This window comes from Paenibacillus sp. NPDC056579, assembly GCF_042793215.1.
Classification (GTDB): Bacteria; Bacillota; Bacilli; order Paenibacillales; family NBRC-103111; genus Paenibacillus_S.
In genome coordinates, this window is the sequence record NZ_JBHTVD010000012.1 from 131,260 (window position 1) to 150,076 (window position 18,817).

Here is an 18,817-nt window from a genome sequence, read left to right on the forward strand (position 1 = left end):
CGCTTGAAATATTTCGTTCCGCCGGCTTTCTCTTCCGTCACCAACGCTCCGCCTATGCATATGGTGTAGTATCCGGAAGCTTGGGCTTATGCCCTGGGAGGCGATTGGTTTGGACGTTGCTATTGTGTCGTTGCATTGGGTTTATCTGCTTTTTATTTTTCTGATCATCGGATTCATGGTATTTCGCCGCGATACGTCGATTTTATGTATTGCCGGCATTCTCGTGCTGGGGCTGATTTCGACGGGATCGCTGAGCCAGTCGATCAGCGGCGTGTTCAACAGCTTCATCTTTGCAATCAAGGAGCTCATGGGAACGATCCTGATCATCTCGATCATCGTATCCATGAGCAAGGTGCTCACTCAGACCGGAATCAACGAATCGATGATCTCGCCCTTCGCCCGGTTCATCCGTACACCGGCGCTCGCCTTCTGGATTATCGGCGGCTTGATGATGGTCATTTCGTGGTTTTTCTGGCCCTCCCCCGCCGTTGCATTGATGGGCGCGGTGCTGCTGCCGGTAGCGCTGCGCGTCGGCTTGCCGGCGATAGGCGTCGCTATCGCGATGAACTTGTTCGGACACGGGATTGCGCTGTCCGGTGACTTTGTCATCCAAGGCGCGCCTAAGCTGACCGCCGATGCGGCCGGCATCCCGGTAGGCGATGTCATTCAGGCCAGCGTGCCGCTCGTCATCGTGATGGGGGTCGTGACCACCGTCACCAGTTTCTTGCTGCTGCGGCGCGATATGAAGAGCGGCAAGCTTCAAGCAGGGAGCGCCGCGGTAACGGCTAGCCCGCTTGCAGCAGGCTCCCGCGCAGACTTTCTGTCCTCCGGCAACCGGGTCTTGTTCGCCGTGCTGATTCCTGTGCTGTTCGTGGCCGATGTCGTCGCCATGTTCACCTTGAAGCTGCAGGGCGGAGATGCCACCGCCTTGGTCGGAGGCACGGCGCTGCTCATTATGCTTCTCATTACGCTGACGGCCCATAAGCAGAAGGGGCTTGAAAAAGCGTCCGAATATTTAATCGAAGGCCTGCAGTTCGGCTTCAAAATATTCGGACCCGTTATCCCGATCGCCGCATTCTTTTATCTGGGCGACTCGGCTTTCGTGGACATTTTCGGCAAGGTGCTTCCGGCGGGATCGCACGGTCTGGTCAACGACCTCGGGCTTGCGCTCGCTCATACGGTGCCGATTAATCAAACGGTAGGAGCCGTCACGTTAACGACCGTCGGAGCTATCACGGGATTGGACGGATCCGGCTTCTCCGGCATTTCCTTGGCAGGCTCCATCGCCAATCTGTTCTCGGCGGCTATCGGCTCGGGGGTCGCCACGCTGACCGCACTCGGGCAAATTGCCGCCATCTGGGTCGGCGGAGGGACGCTTATTCCTTGGGCGCTCATTCCTGCGGCAGCCATATGCGGCGTCGATCCGTTCGAGGTGGCGCGCCGCAATTTGAAGCCGGTGCTCATAGGATTGGCCGTAACGACTGTCGTCGCCATCTTCCTCATTTAATCCACAGCTGCCCGCTATGGCGAAACGCAAAAAGTCCGGCTGTCACCAGACAGCCGGATTTTTTGTGCGGACAAGCTCTATTTTAACTGTTGAATCGTATGAGTATGCCGGTCATTCTCCTCTTTAATATCTTCATTAAACCTGTCGCGAAGCTCGCTTATATCTTCCTTCAAGGAATCGATACGCTGCTGTGCGGTCCCTTTGGCATACAGCTTCTCCAACGCCGCCTGAGCGTCCTGCCACTGCTTGTCCAGCTCCGCTCTCGCCGCCTCCGCCGCATTCGAGCTGTCGCCCGACAGCTGCTTCAGCTTGTCTCTGATTTCCTTTTCCTTGACTTCCGCTTTCTCGATCGCCTTCTCATAATCGGTGAGGCTGCTGTAAGTACCCGGCTGCTCCTTGCGGATTTGGCTGATTTGGTCCTCCAGCAGCTTTTTATCCTGATTGAACCGCTCTCTTATCTCGCTCAAAACCTTCTGATGGCGGTCGTTCTCCTTCCGAATCGGATCCGTCTGGTTGGATGGATTCGTGCTCGGCAGCGTGCTGGATCCATCCCCCATATCCACCTTGCGGATGAGAACGCCGTTAGCATATTCGCTTACCGAGAGCAGCGTGCCTTTCTTGTCATAATGCGATATGATGCCGTTCATCATGTTGTTCTTGAAATCGCCGGCTACTTTTTCACCGCTTACCGTCTTGAAGGTCCCCGTTCCCTCGCGCTGGCCGTTCACGAAATCCCCTTCGTAGACGTCCCCGTTGCTGTACAGCAGCTTTCCGGTACCGCTAGGCACGTTGTTGTCGAAAGGTCCCGTATATTTGTCACCGTTGTCGTAGTACAAGGTCCCTTTCTCGCGATCGCCGTTCGCAAAGGTTCCGTCGAAAAGCAGGTCGCCGTCGGCGGCATATTGCTTGCCGGCACCGCTGGCAACCCCGTCTTTAATGAGACCGTCAAAATCTACCCGGCCGGTTCCGTGATACGTTTTGGATCGCCCGTCGGACGGAAGCCCGTCTTTCATCGTTCCGTCGAACAGCAGCCTTCCCCCGGCATCCGTCAGCTTGCCCTTTCCTTCAGGAGAACCGCCGACAAGCAGTCCCGTATATTTGCTGCCGTCGGGGTAGACATATTCGCCCCGGACCGGCTTGGCCGGGTCGGTCTCATCGTCCGGCTTAGCCGGCTCCTTCGTACCGCCGCCGGTGTTCGAGCTTCCTTTAGGACTTTTCAAATGAATGGTCCGATTGCTCTGATTCCAGGTCACTTCTTTCCCTGACGCTTCGCTCACGAATCGCAAAGGTACGAGCGTATTGCCTTCGACCAGACGCGGAGCGAGCTCCAGAACACTCTGCTGATCGTTGACAAGTGCCTCCGTATCATCAATCGCCAGCCGGATTGCGAGCCCTTCCTTCGTTCCCGTCACGGTTTGCATCTCGCCGTCCCAGCCTACCTCAAGCCCCAGCTTTTCAAAAATAGCGCGGAACGGAACAAGCGTCGTTCCATTGTCCAGTATCGGATCCACCTCGAATTTGATCAGCTTGTTATCGAGGTATACGCGTACAGGCCGCTCCGCTGCGGCCGCCTGCCCCGGCGAGACCAGCGCGGCGCATAGCACGCAAGCCGCCACGACGGCGCCCCATGGTTTCATCATCTCTTCCCCTCCCCTGCTGTGTTCCTCCCCCATTTTACCACAATAAGGAAGATTCAGCCTCATTTCTTGCTTTTACGACAAAATGAAGCGAAGCATGTCGAAAGACCCGGCTTTAGCAGGAGTTCCGCTCATCCCGCTTGACCTGGCCTCCGGCATCATGTAAATTAGTACTAATCTAAAAAAGTAAAAAAGTTTTAAACCAAAAGCTATGACAAGGACATAAGGGCATCCGTCCGATTGCTGCAGAGAGGGAGAACCAGGCTGTGAGTCTCCCCAATCGACCCGTCCTTCCCGCCTTGAAGCTGCAATGGGGAAATCCGAGTATCCGTTGCCGGTGGAAGCCGTTATTTTTCATGGAGAAACCGCTCCTGCTTCGATCCCATGTCTTTTGACTGGGACTCGATTGGACCGAGCGGCTGCAAACAGGGTGGTACCACGACGCATTCGTCCCTGACGGATGCGTCTTTTTTGCATTTGCGCAGGCAAGCCGGATTCCCCCTGCGGGAGCTCCGCGATTTTGCCGCCATACCTCAACTAAGGAGGCATTTATTACGATGAGACAACGGAATGTTTTGATTCCTACTATGCGGGAAGTGCCTGCGGAAGCGGAAGCTGCGAGCCACAAGCTTTTGATCCGGGCAGGCTACATCCGGCAGCTCGCTGCCGGCATTTACAGCTACCTGCCGCTAGGCTGGAGAGTGCTGCGCAAACTGGAAGGGATTATCCGCGACGAAATGGATCGTACCGGCGCCCAGGAAATGCTCATGCCCGCCATGCAGCCCGCCGAGCTGTGGCACGAATCGGGCCGCTATTCGCTGTACGGCCCCGAGCTGATGCGGCTTCATGACCACAACGGCAGAGAATTCGCTCTTGGGCCGACCCACGAGGAAGTGGTCACTACGTTAGTCCGGGACCATGTGACTTCGTATCGCAGCCTGCCGATGACGCTGTACCAAATCCAGACGAAATTTCGCGATGAACGCCGTCCCCGCTTCGGGCTGCTTCGCGGGCGGGAATTTCTGATGAAGGACGCCTATTCCTTCGGCTTGGACTGGGAGAGTCTCGACCAGTCGTATCAGGCGATGTTCGGCGCCTATCAGCGGATCTTCACGCGCTGCGGCCTGCACTTTCGCGCCGTCGAAGCGGATGCGGGCTCGATCGGCGGCGAAGGCGGCACGCATGAATTCATGGCTCTCGCCGATATCGGCGAGGACACCGTCATCAGCTGCTCGGAATGCGACTACGCAGCCAATCTGGAGATGGCCGAGGCGGCTCCGGAGGAGCATAGCGCCGCCCGCGCGAACGAAGCCGGCGGATCAGCTGCTCCTTCTGCCGCAGGCTGCGAGCCTTTTGCGACGCCCGGCATCAAGACGATCGAGCAGCTCGTGCAGGCTCTGAACATTGGAGCGGATCAGCTGCTCAAGACGCTCATCTATTTAGCGGACGGCGAGCCAGTAGCCGTCGTCGTTCGCGGCGACCATGAGGTGAACGAAATCAAGGTCAAGCATTACCTGCACGCCGAGCACATCGAGCTTGCCGACGAAGCTGCGATCGTGAAGGCAACGGGCTGTCCGGCCGGATTCATCGGCCCGGTCGGCCTGTCCATCCGGCTTCTCGCAGATCGAGAAGCCGCATCGGTCGCCTCCGGCATAGCGGGGGCGAACAAAACCGACATGCACCTTCGCCATGTCGTGCCCGGCAGAGATTTCCCGCTCGATCACATCGGAAGCTTCCGCAATGTGAGAGAAGGGGATCTCTGCCCGCGCTGCTCGGGCGCATTGACCGCCCGGCGGGGCATCGAGATCGGTCACGTGTTCAAGCTCGGGACCAAATACAGCGACAGCCTAGGCGCCGAGCTGACGGACGCCACGGGCAAAGCAGCCAGAATCATCATGGGCTGCTACGGCATCGGCGTGTCCCGGCTGTTATCGGCTGTCGTCGAGCAGCGCCACGATGAGCACGGGATCGTGTGGCCGCTATCGATCGCGCCGTTTCATGTGCATTTGATCCCGGTTTCCGTTCAGGACGGGACGCAAATGGAGCTGACCCATAAGCTTTATGCACGTCTTAAGGAGCTCGGCGTCGAAGTATTAATGGACGACCGTGAGGAGAGACCTGGCGTCAAATTCAAGGACGCCGACCTGATCGGCATCCCGCTGCGCATCGTTATCGGCAAAGGCGCCGCAGACGGCCGGGTGGAATACAAGGAACGGGATGGCGGCAGTCAAGCGGAATTAAGCGCCGATGAAGCTGTGGAGCGTATCGCTAGCCAGATTAGGCAGCTGACGCCTTAGCACTATGCTTTTTTTCACGGAAAGACACAAGTAAGCTGAGAAATAACCAAAATATATTCTCCTATCGGGCTATTAGCCCATAACCTGCTGGGCATTTGTTACATATATTGAATCACAGATAGGCATTTGCTCAGCAGCGAGAAAAAGGAGATGTTCATAGTGAACCCGTTTGAACAACAACCGTTTATTATTGATTACGTAGACGAAAGAAGCTTTGGTCCCGGCGGTCCGGGAGGATTCCCAGGCGGACCTGGGGGCTTTCCGGGTGGTCCCGGAGGATTTCCGGGCACTCCAGGCGGCTTCCCAGGCACTCCAGGTGGCTTCCCGGGCACACCCGGCGGTTTTCCGGGCGGACCTGGAGGCTTCCCCGGCGGCATACCAGGCGGTTTTCCCGGCGGACCCGGAGGAACTCCAGGGGCTCCAGGAAGTGAATTCGGAGCGCCGCAATCGCCACCCCCATCCTTTGTTCCTCCGGAGCCTTCCGTCTCGATGTTCGCCGTAGATCCGGGAAGCATCCGCGGCTGCTTGTTCCGTTACGTCTATATTTGGCAAAATAACGGCGACCAGTACTGGATGTTTTTGACCCATGTAGGACGCCGCTCGATAGCCGGCTTCCGCTGGTTTGGCTTCGGCCCTACAGGCTTCTGGCTCTATTTCGGCCTGGATTTGAACCGGATCCGCTCCTTCACCTGCTTTTAATAAAAAGCCCGTGCGAGAAGAAATTTCTTCTTCGCACGGGCTTTTTCTCATTGGCCGCCTTCAGTCCAGCTGCAGAAGCAGCTGAGCGATAAGCTGCGTATTTTCCAGCTTGTTTTTGGCATAATCATAATCCACTCGGTACTGATCCACCGTCATTTTCGTCTTGGCCAGCATTCTCCGCAATTCATGCGTATGCTGCCATATTTCCGCGTCTCTCGCCTGTTCGTTTTTCCCCGTAATGAGTCCATGGCTGAACAGCTCGCATTCCTTGGCGTGCAGAGCCAGCTTCGTATCCTCGAGACGGCTTAACGCCTGATAGTACCCCGTCTCAGCCTCCTTCAGCTGCTCCGGCAATTGCTGCAGCAGCAGCAGCACTTCTTCCTTCGTCAACATCCATCGCCTCCGCCTAAGCTCTCGGTTTCCGATCCACTTCCAGCTTATGCTAAGCTCTCCGCAATTAAGCTAGTTTCCCTCCAATTCCCTGCCCGTTTTCAGTCGATTTTCAGTTTGGCGTCACACTTGCGACATTTACTTATGAGATGATAGTCTCCGGAAACCTAAAACTATAGATAAAAAACACATTGGATACGGAGAACAATCATGGAAAAACGACTTGCCATTCCTTTTATTCAGGCTGCCCGAGGCGTTGCCGTCGTATTGGTCATGCTGTTCCATACGGCGCAGATGGCCGACAAATATTTTCATATCGACTTTCTCGGAATCAGCGACATGGGGCGCTCCGGCGGCTATGCTTATTTCTTCGTGCTGACCGGCTTTCTCATGTACACCATCTATCACAACCAATTCGGCCATGCCGACGTATGGAAAACGTTTATCGTCAAAAGGTTTTTGCGCATATTCCCGCTATATTGGCTTGTTACCGCAGCCGTTTTGCCGGTCTATTTCCTCGTTCCCTCCTTTGGGCTGGGGTTCGAGACGAAGCCTTCGGTCATCGTACAGTCGCTGCTGCTGCTGCCGCAGTCCCATGCACCGATATTGCCGGTTGCCTGGTCGCTAACCTATATCGTCTTCTTTTACTTGGCGTTTTCCTTGTCGTTTGTTTTGAGTCGCAGGACGGTTATCGTCATTTGGACGCTTTGGCTCGCCATCGTCTGCTTGATTAATCTCGGGTGGATTCATTTGAAGGAAGACGTCTGGATACACTTCCTGTTTGACGCGCTGCATCTGGAGTTTGTTCTCGGGGTCGCCATCGCCTGGTTAGTACGGCGCTTTACCATTCGCTACAGCGGGTATTGGCTGGCTGCAGGCATTCTGCTGTTCCCGCTCGTATGGATATTGCGTTGGATGAATCCGAACGTGGGTTATATCAATACGATGTATACCATCGGCTCGGCATTAGTGCTGATAGGGATCGGCGCTCTGCGTACCGAGACTCCCGCGTGGATTAAGCCGCTGCAGTTTCTCGGCGACGCCTCCTATTCGATCCTGCTGACAAGCTTGGCCTGCTTGTCCATAACGCTGAAGCTGGCCTCCGCGGCTCACGCTGACCAATGGCTCGGACCTTTTGCCGTCACTATCGTTTGCTTTGCCGTTTCGCTTTCGCTATGCTGCCTTTTCTATGTCATCGTCGAAAAGCCGTTGGTGCAGCGTCTTCGCACACTGCTGGTTCCGAAAAAACAGCCTGCCACCTCGCGGTGAGCAGGTTATTTTTGTATGAAGGCTTAATCCTCCAGCAATCGCCGCAAATACAGCTCCCTGTTGTTCAAAAAGCCTCTGGTAATCTCATAATGAGGCGTTTCCTCATAATTGACGGGATGAATCGGCGTGCTGTCGAATGTATATATTTGCGCATCGGGATACCCGAGCAAAATCGGGGAATGCGTTGCAATAATGAACTGTGAGTGGGACGAAAGCTCATGCATTCGTCTTAAAAAGGCAAGCTGCCGCGCAGGAGATAACGCCGCTTCCGGCTCGTCCAGCAAATAAATGCCTTTTTTGCCGAACCGGTTGGCGAACAATGCGAAGAAGGCCTCCCCGTGGGACTGCTCGTGCAGCGAACGGTTGCCGTATGCCTGATAAGCCTTATAGCCTTCCAGCGGGTCCTTGGACAGCTCGTCGAGATGCGAGGCAAAATGGTAAAACGATTCCGCACGCAAAAAGAACCCGTTCGTCACCTTGGGCATCCAGGATAAACGAAGATGCGGCCCGAGCGCCGACCCGGAAGCATCGACATGGTGCTGGTTGTTCCGTCCGCCGCCTGCCGTGTTGAAGCCCGCCTGATAGGCGATTGCCTCTAGCAGGGTCGATTTGCCCGATCCGTTCTCCCCGACGAAAAACGTCACCGGCGCCTTGAGCTCAAGCTGCCTGAACGTTCGGATACTCGGTATGCCAAACGGATACTCCTCCGTCTCCGGAAGCTCCTCCTGCAAAAGCGTCACTGTTCGAAGATACATCCTGGTCGTCCGTCTCCTTCCATAACCCGCGGCCACGCGGTCCGTTCCCTCCAGTATAGCATACCGCGGAGCATCCATAGCGTGGAGTCCATTAGCGTCAATAAGACAAAAAAAGACGCTCCGCGCCTAAACGCGGAACGTCTCTCTAGGGCTACTCTTCCGGCGTACGATCCAAATACAGACGGGTCACTAGGGTCGAATCGCCTTCGTGCACTTCGTCCTCGGTCGCTTTTTCCTCCAGTGGGTCATGGGTGTTCATTCCCGGCGCTATCGTAGGCTCATGCCCGGTTTCGCGCTGGTTCTCGTGCTTACTCTCGTACTCTCGGTCCTTTTCCATGATTGCCCACCTCCTTCCTCTTTCCTTAGAATGGATGGCAGGGCAGCATCTTATTCACCGGATGTCTCCGCTCCGGTCCACATCATTGAATCACAGTACAGTTCAACCTTAGCTTTGTAGTTTCTTCCGACTTTGACGGTTGTCACACGCAATTGGCTGCAAGGTTATAGTGCCAGCAATCGATCCCTCAACTGCTTGTATGCGTCCTCCCAGCCCATCATGGCATAAAACCGCATCCCATCGATTCCTTTAAAATAACGCGCGCCGGTCAATCGCTCCTGAAAGTCCGGTACCTCAAAGCCGATTCGTTCATAATGGAGCCGGAACCGCTCCGCAAGGTCGATGCCGGGAAAGGCCGATTCGATCGTTGCAATATCAATGAGAAAATCCCCGTAAATACAATTGCCGTCAATGATACCGGTAATCGATTGTCCGTCCGAGAGAATGTTCCATGCATGGCAGTCGTGATGGACAAAATGGCGGTGCGGTGCGTTATACCGGCAGTGCTCGAGCAAGCGGGCGTAGCATTCGTCGAATACGTCCTTTTCCAGGCAGGTTGTGTGGAAATAACGGTACCACCCCTCCCAGAACGTGCCGGTCTGTTCTTCACTGAAGAAGCTTCGGACGAACGCCTCCCACGAAGCAAATTGCCCGTTGTTGTCCTTTCCCAGAAAGCCGTAGCCGGACGCTCCTCTCAGATCGACTTGATTCATCATGGCAATGACGCGGATGAGGTCCGGCAGCAGAGCGGATTTCTGCTCCGGCTTCAGGTTGGCCACAATCTTTCCTGCAGCCCGCTGCGAAATACAGTAGGTAAAGCCATCCTTGCGGCCTTTTCCGAATACTTGAGGGTATGGGACCCCTTGAGGATGCAGCAGGCTCGACAAATACACCTCATGCTCGTAAGCTTCCTCTGAAGAGTTGAAGCGAATAATATAATCGCGCTCTCCGATGCGAAAAGAAAACGCGCTGCTGAAGTTGCCGCCTTCCACAGGCTCCAGCGCTGTGATAGTGCCGTCGAGATGATGGCCTATGACCGTTTGAATATACTCCAATGGAATTGGAGCATTGCTTTTTAGTGTCATGCTTATAAACTCCCTCCTTGTCTCTTTGTTCGCTACCGCTTTGATCCAGTTATTTGGAAGCGATTTCAAGATGGTTTGGATACACATAGAGAGCTAACCGGATATAATTCCATAGTAAGGTAAGACCCTCTTAGGCAACAGGGTGCTTTTCTTGTACTAGTGATTTTTTCCCGAGGTTGCATGGCGCTGTGAGCCGGAGCTTAGCGCAAAAAAGATCAGCCGGTAAACACCGGCTGACCAGACGAATCACCAGCAAATCCAACCACTGGTTCGTTTGTAGTTTACAATGAGATCGAACTTCTCCGTGCGGATCAAATGGGCCATTTTATTTCTGTACAGTCTGTAATGATCTCTGCGGCAATCCGCTGTTTCTTTATCGTAATGTACGGCTTTTAAGCCTTTTCGAACTTCTTTCAGCTTGTCGGCTCTAGGATCCTTATAACGTTTGGTTTTGATGAACGTCTTTCTTCGTACAATTTCTTGTTCCCAAGCCAGAATTTCTTCTTGATCGAACATCTTCTTCCCCGCTGCGTGGGGCTAGATTATGGCTAAGCCATGGCACCTGCGCAACTAACGAAAGAAGATATTGGGATTCAGCATGTTAACCACTCCTTATAAGAAGTGTCACGTTCCATACTCATTATCATACAAAAAATTCCATTGTTCAAGTGCTGCAATAATTAATCCTTAGCTTCCTCATCCCCAACAAAAAAAGAAGCGTTCCATAACAGGAGTCGCTTCTCTTCTTGTCTAATCCATCTCGTAGATCGAGCCGGATTTGCTCGCGAACATTTCGGCATACACCTTCTCCGCGTAGGCATCCGTCATGCCGGAAATATAGTCGGCGACAAACCTCGGCCAAGGCCATTTGCCTTTGTGCAGCTCATAATTCTCCATCCAGTCGGGGGGCAGAATGAGCCGGCCCGTCTCGGATTCGATGAAGCTGGTCCACAGGCGCTGTATCATGATTTCACTGCGCTTTTGCAGCCGCTGCACCCGAAAATCCTTGATGAGCGTTACCCAGGCAAGCTTCTTCAATATTTCCATCGTCCGGAGCAGATCGATATCTTCCTTACCGTCGCGCACGAAGGTAACGCGCTTCCACCCTTTTTTCGCGTCGTCGATGATGCCTACCTGATGAGCGAAAAGGCTGACCCAGCGAGCCTTGATTTCTCTGCGGGTACGCGACGCCTCTTTGCCGCACTCCTCGTAGATTTTCTCCCATTGGGCTAGGAAATCGATCAGCACTCGCGTAACCATCGCCTTCATATCGACCTGATCCCAGTCCATATTCTCATTGCCGTTATCGTCGATAATTTCCTGCATAACGTTGGCTACAAGCCTTGCGTCCTCGAAGAACGTCCGGTTCATCTGGATTTTGCCTGCACGGATGCCGTCCTCGATATCATGGGTCGAGTAGGCGATATCGTCGCACAAATCCATCAGCTGCGCCTCCAGCGTAGAACAGCCCTCGGGCATCCCCCATTTGTGGCGGATCGCCGCAATTTCCTGCCATTCCATACCATAGACGCCCTTAATCCGGCCCGGCTCGTCCAAATTGTACGGGTACTTGTTGATCCCAAGCAGCACCGCCGCCGTCAAGTCAAGACCGCTTCCGCTGCCCGCGCGCTTCTCCAAAAACATCAAGATGCGAAAATTTTGCGCGTTGCCTTCATATTTCATCCCGTGCACTACGGCGAGCAGACGGTTCAGCACATCCTCGCCTTTGTGTCCGAAAGGAGGGTGCCCCAAATCATGCGCCAATGACGCGCATTCGACTACCGCCGGATCCATCATAAGGCCGGGATGCTCCCGCTTGCTTAGAAAAGAATACGTTTTCCCCATCCTGCGCGCCACTTCTCTCGCAATTTGGGACACTTCAAGAGAATGGGTCAGCCGGGTGCGGTAATAGTCTCCCGAACCGGCGCCAAACACTTGCGATTTACCCTGCAACCGGCGAAACGCCGGGGACTGGATCAGTCTTGCATAATCCTTCTCGTATTCGTCCCGCTCCTCGCTGGACTTCGATTGTGTCGTATCATTGATCCGCAGCTTCCGCAAATCCATAGATGCCTCATCTCCACTTCCCCATACCTAAGCCGTGTCAGGTTATCTATATTGAAAAACGACGTCCCGCAAGAACGCCGTTTGCTCTTCATCTTCTTCATTCTACCATCTACAACCTTAAAATAAAATCATCACTTGAAACGCGCATGGACGATGCATAGGGCATAGGGCAGCTCGGACCGTTCTCCACGAATCGTGCGGGAACTTTTTGGCAAGTCGGCGGTCTTATTAGGTAGAGGTGATCGATTTGGAACGGCACTACTTGCAATACCTGGCTCCCGGCTACGACCGGAATGAAGTATTGCGCGATCTTATGACGACCTATGGGGACGACGTATGGAACTTCGCCTATTTTTTGACGCGCAGGGCCGATGCCGCCGACGATATATCGCAGGAAGTGTTTTTAATCGCCTATAGCAAGCTGTATTCGTTCCGAGGCGAGTGCAGTGTAAAAAGCTGGCTGTTGACCATTGCCCGCAACAAATCGCTGCATTATTTGCAAAGCGCCTTCATCCGCAAAGTGACGCTCTGGGACACCGTGCTATACCGCAAAGAAACGTCGCCGTCGGCTGAACACATCATGTTCGAGCGTCTGGAGACAAAGCAGCTGTGGGAGCATGTCTTGACTCTGCCGCGCAAATTCCGCGAGGTCCTTATTCTGGACTATCATTACGGACTCCCGATGAAGGAGATTGCCGAGCTGCTGCAAGTATCCGAAGGAACGGTAAAATCCAGGCTGCACCGGGCCCGGCACAAGCTTACCGCTTTGCTGAAACACGAAACGGAGGGTGAAGGAAGATGACGGACCGGCAAAAACCCCATTGGGCGAAAGAGATGGAGAGCTCTCCGTTTATAAAAAGCCGCTTCACGAAGGAAATGCAGCAGCAGGTGCTTCGCAAAGCGAATGTCGAGAAAAAGGCGGGGGCGGCCCGCCATCGCCGATCCCGCGCACCTAAGACGGCAGCGGCAGTCTTGATTGTCGCGGCGTTGGGAGCCGCCGGCTTATGGCTATCGGGCGACGGGACCTCGCTGCTGCCGTCATGGCCGCCGGACGTCGTCTCGTCCAACAAGCCGGCAGGGGAGCGGACCCAATATTACGAGAACGGCAAGCTGTTGTTCTCCGTATTCCCTGATCCTGAGCTGAAGGCCGGCCGGCCATACGGCTATCTCTTCTCGTTTCAGGCTCCGTTCGAGGAGCTCCGCGGCAAATCGCTCGCCATCTATGCCGAGCATGTGCATTCCGGCTACAAGGTTACGGCAGCAGCTCCAGCAGCGATTACAGAGCCGAGCAGCGGCTATCAAGGGCTGGAGCGGTTTGGCGTAGCCAACCTGGGACTTCCGCTCAGCGGACTATGGAGGTATACCGTCGAGCTGGACGGCAAGCGGTACGGCGATGTCACCTTGTTCGTCCCGGAATCGTCATGGGAGCTGAGCCCCCTGTTCAAGTCCGGAAGCGTGGAGCTTAGAGGCACCGCGCAGAATATCGGCTTCATTGATCCCGGATTCCGGGCCGGAGCTCCGCAAAAAGCGATGTGGCACGTGTGGGGTCGCGATGACGAGCTGAAGGGCTCTTTCTCTGTAAAAGCGGTCAAGCAGGGAGAGGAGCGCATCATCGATGTGCTCTCTCCTCTTACGTTGGGAGGAAGCGTTAACGGAGCGGACCGGACCGCCCCTTCGATGGTGACGCTGCCGGAGCAAGGGCGCTGGCGGCTGTTGCCTTACATCGGAGACCGGATGCTGGACAGCATTGTCGTGGATGTCAAATAGCCGGTACTATATCGAAAAAACACCCTAGCCCCCGAGTGCATATAAGCTCTAAGGGGGCTAAGGTGTTTCTGTTAGCGAGGCGCCCAGAAGCGGCCGCCGTTACCGGCCGCCGGCACCTTCCAATATATACGTGTCCGGATGCTGCGCCGTCACGAACGGGCTGAGCTCGCCGAGAGCATAAATATGCAGCAGGTGCATCGCTCTCGTACATGCCGTATAAAACAGCTTCCGCTCGCTCTCGCGGCTGTACTGCTCTTCGGAGCCGTTATAGAGGATAACGGCATCGAATTCGACGCCCTTCGCGAGGTACGCGGGAAGGACGACGATGCCCTTCACGAACTCCGGCGTCGTCTTCGTGATCAGCTGCAGCGGGAGCCGCCCGTTAAGCGCCTCATAGACTTCGGCGCTCTCGCCCGCCGTCTTGCAGATGATCGCGATCGACTCGAAGCTCTCCGCGCGAAGCGCTGCGACATCGCTCACGATCTTGTCGTGCAGCGCGTCGCGGCTTGCAAAGGTTGCAACGAGCGGCTTGTCGCCGCCGCGGTTGAACGGCACGATCTCTTCGCCTCCCGGCACCATGCCGCGGGAGAACTCGACGATTTCCTGCGTCGATCGATAGCTGCGCGTCAAGCGGATCAGCTCGGTCTGCTCCGGCCCGTACAGCGCCGTGATCGGGTCGAGCTCGCCAAGCGCCGAGGCATGGGCGTAGATCGCCTGGTTCATGTCGCCGAGCGCCGTCATCCGGCTCCTCGGGAACAGACGTTTCAGAAATTCAAGCTGGAACGGGGAGTAGTCCTGCGCTTCGTCCACGATGACGTGGCGGACGGACGTATTCATTTGGAAGCCCAGCATCAGCTCGTTCAAATAGAGCAGCGGCGTCGCATCCTCATAAGCGATCTCTCCTCGCTCCATCGTATCGGCGGTCAGACGGCAAATATCGGCCCACAGAGCAGGCATTCCCGCTTCACCCGCTGCCTGAAGGAACAGTTCCTCTTTCTCGAACAACTGCCGATAAATAGCCGACATATGAACGAAGCGCAGCCGCTTGACCCGCGACCGCACCGGTTTCAGCCGATCATTGACGACCATGCGCGCCAAAATGTCTCTTTCTACTTCATAGTCATCGAACGTGTTCTCAGGACTGTCCTGCCGCTTGCGGCGCATCTGGGTATAAGCGCGCTGATAATCTTCGCGGTCCAGCAGGTTGATGCTTTCATCGACCCAATCCGCCTGCCGTTCTTTTTTCTCGAACTCCCGAATTTCTCCTAGCAGCCAGTCGCGCAGCAGCACGAGCCGGTTCGGCAACCGAATGGACGAATCGAACTCGTAGAACTGCTTTCGTATTCGTTCCGCAGAGACGATGGTCTTGCCCTGGAACCGGATCGGCTTAAAAATCATCCCTTCCCGCTCCAGCACTTCCTTATAACGGTTAATGACGTTGAGGAAATCGACCGAGGATTTATACCGGATGCCTTCGATTCTTGCGGCATAATCCGGCTCGCCCGCAGCGGCGAGAACATATTCCAGCTGGCCGAACGGATCCTCAAGCTGATAATCCTTGCCGAGGCGATGCTCCAAATACTGCTGGAACGTCGTCTGCTGCATATTTTCCTCGCCAAGCTCCGGAAGCACGGTCGAGACGTAGCTGTTGAACATCGGGTTCGGCGAGAACAGCACCATCTGATCCGCCGAAAGCGTCTCGCGGTGCTTATACAGCAAATAGGCGACCCGCTGCAGCGCGGCCGATGTTTTTCCGCTTCCTGCAGCTCCCTGCACGATCAGCATACGGCTTGTGTCGTTACGGATAATCCGGTTTTGCTCCCTCTGAATCGTCGCCACGATGCTCTTCATTTGCGCGTCGGAGCTGCGGCTCAGCACCTGCTTCAGCAGCTCATCGCCGATAGTGACGCCGGTGTCGAACATCAGCGCAATCTTCCCGTCGCGAATGACATACTGCCGTTTGAGCTCCATCGTTCCGGTTACTTCGCCACCCGGCGTCTCGTACGATGCAGGTCCGGGCGGATAATCATAATACAGGCTCGACACGGGGGCGCGCCAATCGTATACGAGAAACGTATTCTCATCTTCATCGGAAAACGATGCAATTCCCAAATAGATGGCCTCGGTCCGGCCTCCCCCGTCCTCCGTAAAATCGATCCTTCCGAAATAAGGCGATTTCACCAGACGTCTCAGCTTGCCAAGGGCAATGGATGCCTGCCGATGACGGCGTTCCCTGTCGTTAAGTATTTCGACCTGCTGCTTCAGGCTGAAATACGTTTCGTTGAGGTCCTCCATGCTGCTCAAGTTGACGGTTACTTCATCCCAAAAATGTTTGCGGATATCGACGACATCCGACCTGGCATCGCCGACCTCCTCTTCCAAACGTTCGATGCGCTTGCCGATTTTGCTTATAACTGAATCAACCCGCTGCTGCTCTTCACGCCAATCGACTTCCGTCATACTCAAAAAAATCGCCTCTCTTCCGAATGGGATCTAAGGATGGATGCCTGCCAGAAATAAAAGTTTGACTTTTCCCTCTTGCAATGCTATAATCATAATAAGGATTGAAATGTATTGATGTGCATACTGTGCAAATAGTGACGAACGTTCCCTATTGTATCACCGTCTGCTTTTGAATGCAACTATAGATTAGCACCTATAACGTCGAACGACGTTTTTTTTATTACATTTTATTACAATTGAATGGATAAGATTCCGAAGGCGATATAAACAACCTCTGCATGCGGTCGCTCCTCTGTGAACGGACTTCGGGTAGAGGTTGTTCTTATGTTGCATCATAAAAAGGCCGTCCGCTAAGGACTGCCTTTTTATCATTTAAGCGTGTTGCGCGTTCTCGTCTTAAGCCCGGAGCCGCCCCCGGCATAAAGCTGTAAAATCATGTAAGGTAGCCCATACATAATCCGGTTTCGACGGAAATTTCTCCATATCCTCTATCGATGTAACTCCCGTAAGTACCAGTGCGGTGCGTATCCCGTTGTTGATCCCGAACATAATGTCCGTTTCCAGCCGGTCTCCCACCATTAGACACCGTTCAGCCGCAAGCCCGCTCCACTCCAGCACCTTCGAGCCGTAATATAAGGACGGCTTGCCTATCACCGTTAACGGCGCGACGCCGCTTGCCGCTTCGATCGCCTTCACCATCGACCACGTATCGGGAATAATATCTCCCATAATCGGGCAGCTCGGATCCGGATTAGCCGCAATAAGCGCGGCACCGCCAAGGACGGCCTTCATCGCTTGGTGCAGCTTGTCGTAGGTGAAATGCATATCCATTCCCACCAGGACATGGGTCGCTGCGAGCGCATCTGTCGTGTACGGGATTCCCTGCTCCTCCAGCTCACGAATAAGCGCCGGCTCACCGACTACGAGCACATTGCAATTTTGCTGCTCCCGCAAGTAGACGGCCGAGACGAACGCTGCCGTTACAATCTCCTCCACATCGGCTTCCAAACCAAGCTGCTGCAGCCTGATCCGGCAATCCTCCCTCGTCCGGGTCGTCGTATTGGTCAGAAACCATATGCTTTTGCCCGCCTGACGAAGCACCTCCAAGGTGTCCCGGACACCGGGAAGCAGCTGACTGCCAAGGAACAAGGTTCCGTCCAAATCAAAAAAATAGCCGTCAAAATTCAGTACATCCGGCAAACGTAGCGCAGCTCCTTTCTGTAATAAACCATCATGAAGACAACCCAAAAAACCCTTACATCCAACAAACGAAAGCAACCGCGTGCTTCATTCGCTGCATACAAGGGTTTTCTCCTCGACTCGTACCCTAATATGTGTTTTTCTATCTTTGCTATTCTTTACAGCTCCATTGTACCTGCACAATGTTAACGGAATATCAAACTTATGTGAATAAATTATTAACCGCGAGGTCCTGAGGAGAGAAATCTGTGGATAACTCGAAATGTGGATATGTTTATAAAACGACTCTGCTTTATGCACAGCACTGCTTTGAAGCCTGTTGATATTGTGCATAACCTTGTGGACAAATGGTTTCAGCCGTATTTATCAGATCGTTCCTTTAAGAGGTAAGAGGCTGCTTTCATTCATCGTTGAAAAAGAAAAGAAAGGCATCTTAGCGACCGTTATCGCGAAAATGCCTTCCTTATTTATTCCTTCTTCCGAGCGCAGGCGGAACCTGTGTCCGCGCCGGCCAATTCTTCCTTATACCGCTTAAGGCTCCACCCGTGTTCGGTCGCCTGGCAACCATTGCTCGCAGCTGTCAGCCAGCTGCTGCAGCTCATGGAACAGGAGTCCGGTATGATAGCCGTCGCATACAGCGTGGTGTACCTGCACGGAGAGAGGCAGCCGGATCGCGCCGTCCTGTTCATCGTACTTTCCCATTGTAAATATAGGGAGCAAATAGGCGCTTCCGTTATCGATATTCAGGTTAAATCCCGTGAAATGAACCCAAGGGATACACGAAATGTTGAAGGTATTTGGCGGTTCGTTTGCTTTAGCCATAAGCTTCATGACGCTTCCGTACTTGTCTTGGTCCTCCAGCCAGCCGTTATAGAACTCGTCGAAAACTTCACGGTACGCGGTCCATATACTGGAGAAGGTTTTATTCTCATTGTGAAACAGCGTATAACTGGGAGACATGGAGTCCCAATACCCCGGCCTTCCTTCGGCATCAAGGCAGGTACGAAATTCGACATGACGGTTCACCACGGTTACAATCATGTAGATCAGCGCCGGGTACAGCTTGATTCCTCGGCTTTTTGACTTGGCAAGCAAATGGGTAATGTCAATGTTGGCCGTCATGCTGTAGGTACATCTGACCTGGTTTAAATAATGCTCAAAATAAGGCTTTCTGCTCCAATGATCCATATCGATCAAATGAAAATTCATTTTTATGCCCTCCTAATAGTACTTATTTTCGTATTAGGAGGTACGATCCACTGCTTTAACCATAACCATTCACAATCCTCGTCATTATTGTTGCTGCTGCTCTCATTATAACATAACAACAAGCTTGGCTGAGGG

At 54.1% G+C, this 18,817-nt stretch carries 16 protein-coding genes; 6 read left to right on the forward strand and 10 right to left on the reverse strand.

Going from position 1 to position 18,817, the window contains the following annotated elements; all coding sequences use genetic code 11:
• Positions 1–88: 88 nt before the first annotated feature.
• Positions 89–1,507, forward strand: coding sequence for a hypothetical protein (locus tag ACFQ88_RS32885; RefSeq protein ID WP_379461159.1), 1,419 nt, complete (start codon positions 89–91; stop codon positions 1,505–1,507).
• Positions 1,508–1,584: 77 nt separating this feature from the next.
• On the opposite strand, the gene ACFQ88_RS32890 is transcribed toward ACFQ88_RS32885, so the two are convergent.
• Positions 1,585–3,147, reverse strand: coding sequence for a stalk domain-containing protein (locus ACFQ88_RS32890; protein WP_379461173.1), 1,563 nt, complete (start codon positions 3,145–3,147; stop codon positions 1,585–1,587).
• A gap of 554 nt (positions 3,148–3,701) precedes the next feature.
• Between ACFQ88_RS32890 and ACFQ88_RS32895 the strand changes: the two genes are divergently transcribed.
• Positions 3,702–5,441, forward strand: coding sequence for a proline--tRNA ligase (locus tag ACFQ88_RS32895; RefSeq protein WP_379461175.1), 1,740 nt, complete (start codon positions 3,702–3,704; stop codon positions 5,439–5,441).
• A gap of 150 nt (positions 5,442–5,591) precedes the next feature.
• Entirely contained in the window at positions 5,592–6,140 is a 549-nt protein-coding gene (locus ACFQ88_RS32900; RefSeq protein ID WP_379461177.1) for a hypothetical protein, read from the forward strand.
• A 60-nt stretch (positions 6,141–6,200) separates the two neighbouring features.
• On the opposite strand, the gene ACFQ88_RS32905 is transcribed toward ACFQ88_RS32900, so the two are convergent.
• A complete protein-coding gene (locus ACFQ88_RS32905; protein WP_379461179.1) occupies positions 6,201–6,533 on the reverse strand; it encodes a hypothetical protein in 333 nt (110 codons plus the stop codon).
• A gap of 207 nt (positions 6,534–6,740) precedes the next feature.
• Here ACFQ88_RS32905 and ACFQ88_RS32910 point away from each other — a divergent pair, with 207 nt between their 5' ends.
• Positions 6,741–7,799, forward strand: coding sequence for an acyltransferase family protein (locus ACFQ88_RS32910; RefSeq protein ID WP_379461181.1), 1,059 nt, complete (start codon positions 6,741–6,743; stop codon positions 7,797–7,799).
• A gap of 23 nt (positions 7,800–7,822) precedes the next feature.
• Here ACFQ88_RS32910 and ACFQ88_RS32915 read toward each other — a convergent pair whose 3' ends face one another.
• From ACFQ88_RS32915 to ACFQ88_RS32935, 5 genes are all read right to left on the reverse strand, one after another.
• Positions 7,823–8,554 (reverse strand): AAA family ATPase, encoded by a 732-nt coding sequence (locus ACFQ88_RS32915; protein WP_379461183.1) that lies wholly within the window; start codon positions 8,552–8,554, stop codon positions 7,823–7,825.
• A gap of 151 nt (positions 8,555–8,705) precedes the next feature.
• Positions 8,706–8,891 carry a hypothetical protein gene (locus ACFQ88_RS32920; RefSeq protein WP_239629785.1) on the reverse strand — a complete coding sequence of 62 codons (186 nt, stop codon included), beginning with the start codon at positions 8,889–8,891 and terminating at the stop codon, positions 8,706–8,708.
• Between the two features lie 164 nt (positions 8,892–9,055).
• Positions 9,056–9,976 (reverse strand): phosphotransferase family protein, encoded by a 921-nt coding sequence (locus tag ACFQ88_RS32925; protein WP_379461185.1) that lies wholly within the window; start codon positions 9,974–9,976, stop codon positions 9,056–9,058.
• Positions 9,977–10,222: 246 nt separating this feature from the next.
• The gene (locus ACFQ88_RS32930; RefSeq protein WP_379461190.1) at positions 10,223–10,492 is read right to left on the reverse strand and encodes a hypothetical protein; all 270 of its coding nucleotides are present in this window, start codon (positions 10,490–10,492) and stop codon (positions 10,223–10,225) included.
• A 234-nt stretch (positions 10,493–10,726) separates the two neighbouring features.
• A complete protein-coding gene (locus tag ACFQ88_RS32935; RefSeq protein ID WP_239629793.1) occupies positions 10,727–12,043 on the reverse strand; it encodes a deoxyguanosinetriphosphate triphosphohydrolase family protein in 1,317 nt (438 codons plus the stop codon).
• Between the two features lie 238 nt (positions 12,044–12,281).
• Between ACFQ88_RS32935 and ACFQ88_RS32940 the strand changes: the two genes are divergently transcribed.
• Positions 12,282–12,845: an RNA polymerase sigma factor gene (locus tag ACFQ88_RS32940; RefSeq protein ID WP_379461192.1), complete on the forward strand. Its 564-nt coding sequence runs from the start codon at positions 12,282–12,284 to the stop codon at positions 12,843–12,845.
• Positions 12,842–13,810 (forward strand): hypothetical protein, encoded by a 969-nt coding sequence (locus ACFQ88_RS32945; RefSeq protein ID WP_379461194.1) that lies wholly within the window; start codon positions 12,842–12,844, stop codon positions 13,808–13,810. The genes ACFQ88_RS32940 and ACFQ88_RS32945 overlap by 4 nt, the downstream gene beginning before the upstream one ends.
• A gap of 99 nt (positions 13,811–13,909) precedes the next feature.
• Here ACFQ88_RS32945 and helD read toward each other — a convergent pair whose 3' ends face one another.
• The 3 genes from helD to catA form a co-directional block, all read right to left on the reverse strand.
• On the reverse strand, positions 13,910–16,270 hold the full coding sequence (gene helD / locus ACFQ88_RS32950; protein WP_379461374.1) for an RNA polymerase recycling motor HelD: 2,361 nt from the start codon (positions 16,268–16,270) through the stop codon (positions 13,910–13,912).
• Positions 16,271–16,669: 399 nt separating this feature from the next.
• The gene (locus ACFQ88_RS32955) at positions 16,670–17,473 is read right to left on the reverse strand and encodes an HAD-IIA family hydrolase (RefSeq protein WP_239629809.1); all 804 of its coding nucleotides are present in this window, start codon (positions 17,471–17,473) and stop codon (positions 16,670–16,672) included.
• 531 nt (positions 17,474–18,004) lie between these two features.
• Positions 18,005–18,682 carry a type A chloramphenicol O-acetyltransferase gene (catA, locus tag ACFQ88_RS32960; RefSeq protein ID WP_379461197.1) on the reverse strand — a complete coding sequence of 226 codons (678 nt, stop codon included), beginning with the start codon at positions 18,680–18,682 and terminating at the stop codon, positions 18,005–18,007.
• Between the last annotated feature and the right edge of the window lie 135 nt (positions 18,683–18,817).